This is a genomic window from Microcystis sp. M079S1, from assembly GCF_020246425.1.
Taxonomy (GTDB): Bacteria; Cyanobacteriota; Cyanobacteriia; order Cyanobacteriales; family Microcystaceae; genus Microcystis; species Microcystis aeruginosa.
Genome location: NZ_JADBSZ010000237.1, coordinates 1 through 8214 on the forward strand (window position 1 = coordinate 1; position 8214 = coordinate 8214).

7 protein-coding genes, 1 tRNA gene and 2 pseudogenes are annotated in these 8214 nt (G+C 43.3%); 4 read left to right on the forward strand and 6 right to left on the reverse strand.

Annotated features, from left to right (window positions below):
* Window positions 1-1000 precede the first annotated feature (1000 nt).
* The 3 genes and pseudogenes from IM456_RS15735 to IM456_RS15745 all read right to left on the reverse strand — a co-directional run.
* A pseudogene (locus IM456_RS15735) lies at window positions 1001-1258 on the reverse strand (type II toxin-antitoxin system RelE family toxin); the annotation flags it as partial.
* Between the two features lie 189 nt (window positions 1259-1447).
* Window positions 1448-1741, reverse strand: coding sequence for a hypothetical protein (locus IM456_RS15740; protein WP_149985558.1), 294 nt, complete (start codon window positions 1739-1741; stop codon window positions 1448-1450).
* Window positions 1742-2320: 579 nt separating this feature from the next.
* Complete coding sequence (locus IM456_RS15745) at window positions 2321-2989, reverse strand: lysophospholipid acyltransferase family protein (protein ID WP_149985556.1); 669 nt, start codon at window positions 2987-2989, stop codon at window positions 2321-2323.
* Between the two features lie 386 nt (window positions 2990-3375).
* On the opposite strand from IM456_RS15745, the gene IM456_RS15750 reads away from it, so the two are divergent.
* Both IM456_RS15750 and IM456_RS15755 read left to right on the forward strand, forming a co-directional pair.
* The gene (locus IM456_RS15750) at window positions 3376-3576 is read left to right on the forward strand and encodes a hypothetical protein (protein ID WP_149985555.1); all 201 of its coding nucleotides are present in this window, start codon (window positions 3376-3378) and stop codon (window positions 3574-3576) included.
* A 1166-nt stretch (window positions 3577-4742) separates the two neighbouring features.
* Window positions 4743-4925 carry a hypothetical protein gene (locus IM456_RS15755; RefSeq protein WP_149985554.1) on the forward strand — a complete coding sequence of 61 codons (183 nt, stop codon included), beginning with the start codon at window positions 4743-4745 and terminating at the stop codon, window positions 4923-4925.
* A gap of 32 nt (window positions 4926-4957) precedes the next feature.
* Here IM456_RS15755 and IM456_RS15760 read toward each other — a convergent pair whose 3' ends face one another.
* The 3 genes from IM456_RS15760 to IM456_RS15770 all read right to left on the reverse strand — a co-directional run bounded on the left by IM456_RS15760 (window position 4958) and on the right by IM456_RS15770 (window position 7481).
* Complete coding sequence (locus IM456_RS15760; protein ID WP_149985553.1) at window positions 4958-6145, reverse strand: FtsW/RodA/SpoVE family cell cycle protein; 1188 nt, start codon at window positions 6143-6145, stop codon at window positions 4958-4960.
* Between the two features lie 70 nt (window positions 6146-6215).
* Window positions 6216-7160, reverse strand: coding sequence for an isoaspartyl peptidase/L-asparaginase (locus IM456_RS15765; protein WP_002783758.1), 945 nt, complete (start codon window positions 7158-7160; stop codon window positions 6216-6218).
* Between the two features lie 248 nt (window positions 7161-7408).
* Window positions 7409-7481: transfer RNA gene (locus IM456_RS15770), tRNA-His, on the reverse strand.
* A 101-nt stretch (window positions 7482-7582) separates the two neighbouring features.
* Between IM456_RS15770 and IM456_RS15775 the strand changes: the two genes are divergently transcribed.
* Window positions 7583-7969, forward strand: coding sequence for a DUF4359 domain-containing protein (locus IM456_RS15775; protein ID WP_149985552.1), 387 nt, complete (start codon window positions 7583-7585; stop codon window positions 7967-7969).
* An 8-nt stretch (window positions 7970-7977) separates the two neighbouring features.
* Window positions 7978-8214: pseudogene (locus tag IM456_RS15780) on the forward strand (hypothetical protein); the annotation flags it as partial.

Here is an 8214-nt window from a genome sequence, read left to right on the forward strand (position 1 = left end):
CAGAGATGCCATCTGATTAAGTACCTAAGCAAAATTAATTACACATCTAAGCCACTACTCCGTCAGACTTCTGGTGTGAGGAAACAGTGAACTGAAAACTCAAATCCGATCCCTAATAGCTGTCTCCCGTCTCCCGTCTCCCGTCTCGGAGTCTCCCGTCTCCTGTCTCGGAGTCTCCTGTCTCGGAGTCTCCTGTCTCGACTAGGAAATTAATTTTGCACGACTACTTATAGGTCAAATAGCCATGACCATAAATGAAGTTTTGTCGGATTAAATAATTGGCTGAGTTGTCAAGATTTTTAGACTGCCAAGATAAATTATCTATCTCAGCCCAAAATCGATGTCCTTTCTTGATAATGTGTCTTTCTGCTACTAACATTATTATTCGTTGTCTTTTAACTCAGCGTCGGGTTTTGAAGGGTTGTCATCCGTTGTGATAATTGTACCAGAAGGCAATTGATAGCCTGTTCAATTCCCTTGTTTCCACCACCTCCAAGCCGTTCGATAACTTATTCCTGTTTTTTTTGCCTAGTCCGATAGTTTTGTCTGTACATATTACCATGAATGACTATATATGACCATATTTGTATTGAAACTTTACAATACAGAGGATGTCATCAGGTGAAGCTGTACTGATTGTTCACCATAGTCTGCGAACTGACTAAAAATCATATAGCAATCATAACAATTAGCGTAGGTTGGGCTGACGCAGGGAAACCCCACAAAAAGTCATGAGAGAGTAGTAAGAGCGATCGCCATTTTCAAATCCTAGAGTAATCATAGTAATTACCGTCGGTTGGGTTGACGTAAGGAAACCCAACAAAAAGTCATGAGAGGAGGGGAATAGCGAGCGCCGATTCAGACGGATTTAGGTGTTGGGTTTCGCTCTCCCCTAAAATTGAGAGGTTTTCTTTAACCTATTTATTCGCTCAACCCAACAAAAAGGACTAGACCTATCTGGGGTGCTAATTTTTATTTCTGTTGTATTCATCGTGTTTTATTAGCGGTAAGCTTGACTGCGATGTTCAATGAGTAAGGCAATAACTTGAGATTGACTATCATCAACGATATAAATAACCCGATAGTCTCCGACTCGGAAGCAATACTTCCCAGCAAATTCTCCCTTTAATGCTTTAATTTGAGGGTGATTTTTGGGCGTTTCCTGAAGAATCTTTAAACACTTAGCAATCCTCTTTCTCAAGACTGAATCAGCTTCAGAATAAACTTTATTAGCTTTAGCTGTTAAACAGACTTTATGGTTCTTCGGTTTGTCTTATGCAATGTACAGGGTTATAAGGAATTAAACTCTTATAGAGAAAGACATTTGGCGATTTTTGTTAATTGTTTTCGATCTAGAGCGAACTAATCAATTAAATCTCTTGCCAGATAAGGATTTAGTCCATTTATGCCCCCCTATCGAACCATACCAAGTAACGAAGAACCGACTTTATAAATCATCTGAGTTTTTCCAATCAATGAGACGACCTGATTGTAAATCCATTTCAGCTTCTTTTAATTTTTCTAGGATATTCGGAATTTCTCTAATTTCTTGGATTGCTTTCTCACTCTCTTTATCTGATAAATAAGTAGCAAATTCTAGAATAGTTTTAAAATTTTCTAATGATAAGGTTTGGAGATATTCTTGAATTTTTTGCTGCATTAAATCAATCTGTGCTAATGATTCAGAATCTAAAAAATCTTCTGAGGTCGAGAGATTTACTTGAACGTCAGTAATAGTCATAGTCTGATAAATTCCTCCTTTTAAGTTGATTATATATATCTTAGCAAATTTTTCAAGCTAGGGCTTGTTACCTCGAAACCTGATCTGGGAATTGATGACGCTCGGCGATTCGCGCCTTGAGGGGTAATGTTTCTCCCTCTACATTTATACTACCCCAGGAGATTCCTCCCACAGAATCATACTAAATCCGTTGAGTATAGGTTACATATCAGGAGAGGCACTCATGCAAGAGGGGGAATAAATAATCAGTTTTTAATACCCGGATTTGGTATCAATATTAACAGGATTTACTCTCAGACAATTTGAAGAGAGATAGGCTTTTAGTGGCTTGGGAACAAGCTTTATCAATCTCTTCATAATAAATATTGGCAGAGGATTAAAGATTAGTTATTGTGACTAACTCTTTTGGTTAGAGAAAGATAAACTTGAGAATCTTCAGTCAAATTTATTGACTCAAAATCAGCTGTACTTAATTTAAATGAATCAACCCTAGGGCAAAGGGGGGGAGAGATTTAGCTAATCTAAGGATAGGCGGTTAAAATGCGTCTTCGCTGACTAAATCCTGTTTAAAAGGTCGATTTAGCGTCCGAGGGCGTGTAATCCGTTAATAATTTCGGCACAGCGCTCGCTAACTGCCTGTAAAGCTTCTCTTTTGCTAGAAATCGGTGGCGGCAGCACTTCCCCGATGCGAATAGTTAAGGGAATACTACGGGGAAAAGAAGAACCTTTTTGAAAAATCTTTTCTGTCCCCCACAAACTGACGGGTAACAGGGGAACTCCCGCTTTAGCGGCAATCATCGCCGCACCTAGCTTTGGTTGATGGATCAATCCGTCCTCGGTGCGCGTTCCCTCCAGAAACACTCCCACTGCCCAGCCCGCCGCTAATGCTCCCATCGCCGCCCGAATTGCCCCGCGATCACCACTGCCGCGTTTGACGGGATAGGCCCCATAAAGAGCGATCGCCTGTTTTAAAATCGGGATGGTAAATAATTCTTCTTTAGCCATATAAGCTACGGGACGGCGCACGGCACAGGATAATAGGGGTGGATCGAAGTAACTGGCGTGATTGCAGACGATAATCAGAGGATGACGCCGGGGGACATTTTCCACTCCGTAAACGCGACCGCGAAAATAGCCGTGTAGGGTTGGGCTAACGATCGACCATTTAAAGAGATGATATAAAACTAAACTGGCAAAAGGTTCTCGCTCTTGAGGCTGGTTCATGACTGACAACTGTTCCCTAGACATGGAAAAGCCCTTGGGAGTCTTGCCGTGTTTCGACCCCAAGGACTTTGCTTTCTTCTCACTCCTCACACAATTAAAATGTATAGCAATTTATGGGTTAGGGAAAGGTTAAGCGTGCCGCTTTCTTAACTGGCATAATTACTTAGCTAGGGTTGAGAGCGGCAAAAGGATTAGCAAGATGTGTAATACTAAATCCTGTTTAAAAAGTATAGTAAAGTCGAGAGGGGTGAGTGGGGAGCGGCCTAGCAGCAAGCGGGGAGAAACAATCCATAACTTAGGAGTTAATCGCACTATTAAAAACGGATTTGGTGTAATTAATTTTGCTTAGGTACTTAAAAAAGTTGGGTTAAAATATAAAGGCCAAATCTAGTCAGAAAAAGAAATTTTTTATGGAAAAACAGGTAAATTGTGCTGTAGATTGCCTAAATGGTTGTATTTTAGGCGATAAATGCCCCAATCAAGCTCATGCCGCCGAAGCAGCCAAATTTATTGCCGAAACTTCTTTGGAAAAAATATTAGCAATGGCAGAAGCCGCTAGAATGAAAAAACTGACGCAACCGACCCAATGGATTATTCCCGATGATTTCTAGGGTTTGGCCAGGGAACGGGGAACGGGGGTTACTTCACACCTTGCCGACAAAATTGGCGAAAGTTCCTCTGGGGTGCGGGGTAATACGGCTTGGTTAAGGCTAAAACTCTGGTTGAGACTGCATGGGAGCGGGGAGCGGCTATGGCCAGAAATCTTAATAAAATCTTTAATTAGAGCTTGCTGAATAAATCTAATACTAAATCCGGTTATTAAAGACTGATTATTTATTCCCCCTTTTGCATGAGTGCCTCTTGCATGAGTGCCTCTCCTGATATGTAGCCTATACTCAACGGATTTAGTATAAAAACCTTGTTGGTTAACGAAGGCAGGGGGCAGGAGGCAGGGGGCAGGAGGCCGTTTTTGTAACGGGGATTTATGCCCCGCTCCAAAAACTTTTCGCCTTAAAAGGCGAGGTTTTAGACCCGATTTTTTCGATAAGACTTTTAGACTTTTTGGAAATCAAAAAGTACCAGCCCTGGGAGTGAGCGGGGGGAAAATTCAGGTACTTTTGCCCTGAAAATTAGGTAATTGACCATCTGAAAATGGGTAAAACCCTACACCCCACACCCTGCCCCCAGGAAAAACTTTTTGCCGCAAACCCTATTTAGGGCTTGCTGAATAAATCTAAAAACCTTGTTGGATAAGAATTTTAGACTTTTTTCCCATCAAAAAGTGCCAGACATTGGGGTGATCGGGGGGGAAATTTAGGCACTTTTTCCCTGAAAATTAGGTAATTGACCCCCTGAAAATGGGTAAAACCCCACACCCCACACCCCACACCCTGCCCCCACGAAAAACTTTTTGCCGCAAACCCTATTTATTCTCCCTTCTCCCCTCTCCCTTCTCCCCTTTCCCCTTTCCCTTCTCTGCAATAATTACTCGCAGCCAGAAATCCATTGGGTCTATATCATACTTTGTGCTTTTTGTCAAAAAAACTTTTTTTTTGCAATAAAACTACACAAAAAAAAGAGCATCGTTGTTGGTGAAATTGACTCATTTACCTGTCTTAATTAGGATTACCTTCTAGGTGTGGCAAGGGTTTCAACCGTTGCTGCCCAAAAAAGCACAGAATAACCCATTATGAAATTCTGTCAAATCGCTGTAACCATTGTAACATCGTTGTTAAATAAAAATCTTTCTCAATTAATTCTTAAGAATTTGTAAATATTGCGGAATGTTAATTTAAATATTCTCAAGTTTTTGGAATCAATAAATAATTTTTGCTTATCTTTGTCGAACATTGGGTTAGGAGTCAGGAATCAGGAGATAGGGGGGTCACTGCGTGCGCGTTGCGGGGGGTTTTGGGGTGACAGCTTCCCCACTCCCCACTCCCCACTCCCCACTTCATAATTCATAATTCATAATTCATAATTCATAATCCATCACTGATGACTGAAAACCGAGACAGTTTTCTGAGGACTTTTTTTACTGGTGGGAACTGGATCGGGGTCATTTTCTTCCCTAGCCACCCGGATTAAGAGGGCGGCTAAAAAGAGACTGGCTAAACTGGAACTGCCGCCATAACTAAAGAGAGGGAAAGGTAAGCCGGTAGTGGGTAAAGAACCAGTGGCCACACCGATATTTAACAGGGATTGACCGATTAAAATTACCATCGCCCCGATCGCCACTAATTTTTTGATGCGATGACGACATTTAACCGCCACGATCAGGGCGAGAGTAGCGTAGAGAAATAGCATGATTAACAGTAAAATACCGCCAATAAACCCAAATTCCTCGCCAAAGACAGCGAAAATAAAATCCGTATCTGGGAAGGGTAGATAAAATAATTTTTGTTGGGATAAACCGTAACCGCTGCCGGTGGTTCCGCCAGAACCGATCGCCAGCAAACTCTGCACTAATTGATAACCGTCACCCCGGGGATCCTGCCAGGGGTTTAAGAAAGACAAAATCCGTTTTCTCTGGTATTCGCGGAAAGTAACACTAACCACGGCCATAGTTAAACCCAGTAAAGCGGTGCTGGTCATGTAGGATAAAGGCAGACCGGAGGCAAGAGCGATCAGCCAGAGAGTTATACCACACAGAGCAGTGGTACTCAAGTTAGGTTGTAAGAGGATGCCGGCTAGAATTAGCCCAAAAATAGCGATCCAAGTTAACCGTTGATTGACATTTAAACGCGGCCAACCACCGAAAACCGCCGCCCCTTGCAGGACGAGAAACGGTTTCATAAATTCCGACGGTTGCAAGAGAATCGGCCCGATTTTAATCCAACGGGTGGCACCGTTGATATTAGTTCCCAAACCGGGGATAAGAGTGATCAAAATTAATCCTAAAACTAATAAAATCATCCAGGGTGCGATTTTGAGGAGTTTCTCGATCGGCAATCGCACCAGGAAATTAAAGCCAATTAAGCCAATCCAAAGCCAGATTAATTGGCGGGTAAAATAGTATAGTCCGTTATCAAAGCGACTGTCAGCCAGAGCGTAGGAAGCGGAAAAAAGCACCACTAACCCGACTAACAGCCACAAAAAAGTCATCCAGCGCAATAATCGCGCTTCGGCTGACCAGTTTTTCACATCGGGGTCAAAAATAGGAATAATATATTGCCACACGGAGATTTTCGAGAAGAAGTATCTTGTACAGATTAACCGAAAAGACTAGGCTCGATCGCAGTTTGTTCCACTATCCGACGGCTACATGACCGATTAAACCCACATTTTCACCGTGCCATTCTAGGGTATCACCGATCGCCTGACCGTCGTGATAGGCAGCCAAGAGAATTTCCGCCGTTTTCCCCCAAACAATATTCCCCTGACGATCAAGGGAAATCATGCCCAGATCCCGACCATTAGTTTGGGATTCGCGCATGGATTTCTCCACGGCAGCGGCGAGGGAAAAACCATCGGTGACGCGAATGACCACCTTAGCGGCTAAACATTCATCGATAATATCTTCCCCGACCCCCGTACAACTTACTCCTGCCCATGGATTCGCATAATTGCCGGCCGGCATGGCACTGTCACTAACGCGACCGATTCTTTCTAATCCCTTCCCCCCGGTAGAAGTTCCGGCGGCGATGTCTCCTTGCTGATCAAGGGCCACTACCCCGATAGTTCCCCGTTGCGCTGACGAATCGGCGAATAAACGGGCCATTTTGCGATTAAAATTCGTCTTTCTTTCCTCCATCCATTCTTGAATCCGATAATCGGTGAGGGGATCATAGAGGGGAATTTGTAATTCTCGGGCCAGATCTGCAGCTCCAATTTCCGAGAGAATGCGATCCTCTTGACTTTGGAGAAATTGAGCCAGGCTAATGGGATTCTGTACCCGCGAGACGTTAATGACACCGCTTAAACGCTGGTGACGACCATCCATCAAGGCTGCACTCATTCGCACCTGACCGTCCGATTGCACCACCGAACCGGTCCCGGCATTAAATCGCGGTTCATCCTCCAGTAACATACATCCTTTCGTCACCGCCTCCACAGCACTAGCACCATTGTCAAGGAGGTTGTAAATATTCTTAACAATCCCCCGGAGAGAATCGCGGACTGATTCTAAACCACCTTTGTCCTCTAGGGAACTCGCTCCCCCATGAATAATTAACTTCGGATTTACTCTGGTCATTATTTTCCTCACATCACATTACCGATCGGATCTAAACTATCACGTTATCGCTACTCCGCTTCTCCAGTGCCGTCTTAACTGGTAAGTAGGGTTTGCGGCAAAAAGTTTTTCGTGGGGACAGGATGTGGGGTGTGGGGTGTAGGGTGTGGGGTGTAGGGTTTTACCGATAACGAATTGATTGGGGATTTGAGCGGGTAAGTGGCAATCGACTCCCTCAAAGCCTAATCATCAGCGATCCTTAAAAAGAGGGCGAACGAGGGGACTCGAACCCCCGAGTGGTGGAACCACAATCCACTGCCTTAACCACTTGGCTACGCTCGCCTTACACATATCTACTATACCAGAAAACGAATCGTTGACAACAGGTTTTTTATCCTAATTCGGGCTATGGTTAGGGTAAGTGAGTGATGATTTGAGAGCTTATGAAATTGGCACGGTTAGGGGGAATGGTGGTAGGAGTGGTTTTAGGGGGAATTGCGGGGATATTGCTGACAACTAACCCCAATCGTCAAGATTACGAACAATACGCTTCCCAGAGGTTAACTAGCTATCTTAAGGATAATGTCTGCGCTCGGGCGCAAGCTTCCATCGAGGTGCAGGCTCTCTTGCGGGGTTACTGTAAAATGTTGGTGGATACGGGTCATCCTTTTTTACAAGAAGCAATCGCCACTAACACATCTAGAAAGAATTTTGTTATTTTCAGCGTTTATCAAACGGAATTATGGTTCCCTCCGCCTTTACCTAGTTATCACTTCAGCACCGTCGGTTTTTTGAATAAATTATACATCTACGAAGCTTTAGAACTGTAGTCAGACAATTGAAATCTTCTGAGATTGCGATTTCCTCCATCTTTCACCCTAAGCCAAAAATTCAAACATTTACGGAAAAAAGCAGACTTTGCCATTCTAAAAGTAGGCTCTTCGGTTTGTCTTATGCAACGTACAGGGTTATAAGGAATGAAACTCTTATAGAGAAAGACATTTGGCGATTTTTGTTAATTGTTTTCTATCTAGAGCGAACTAATCAATTAAATCTCTTGCCAGATAAGGATTTA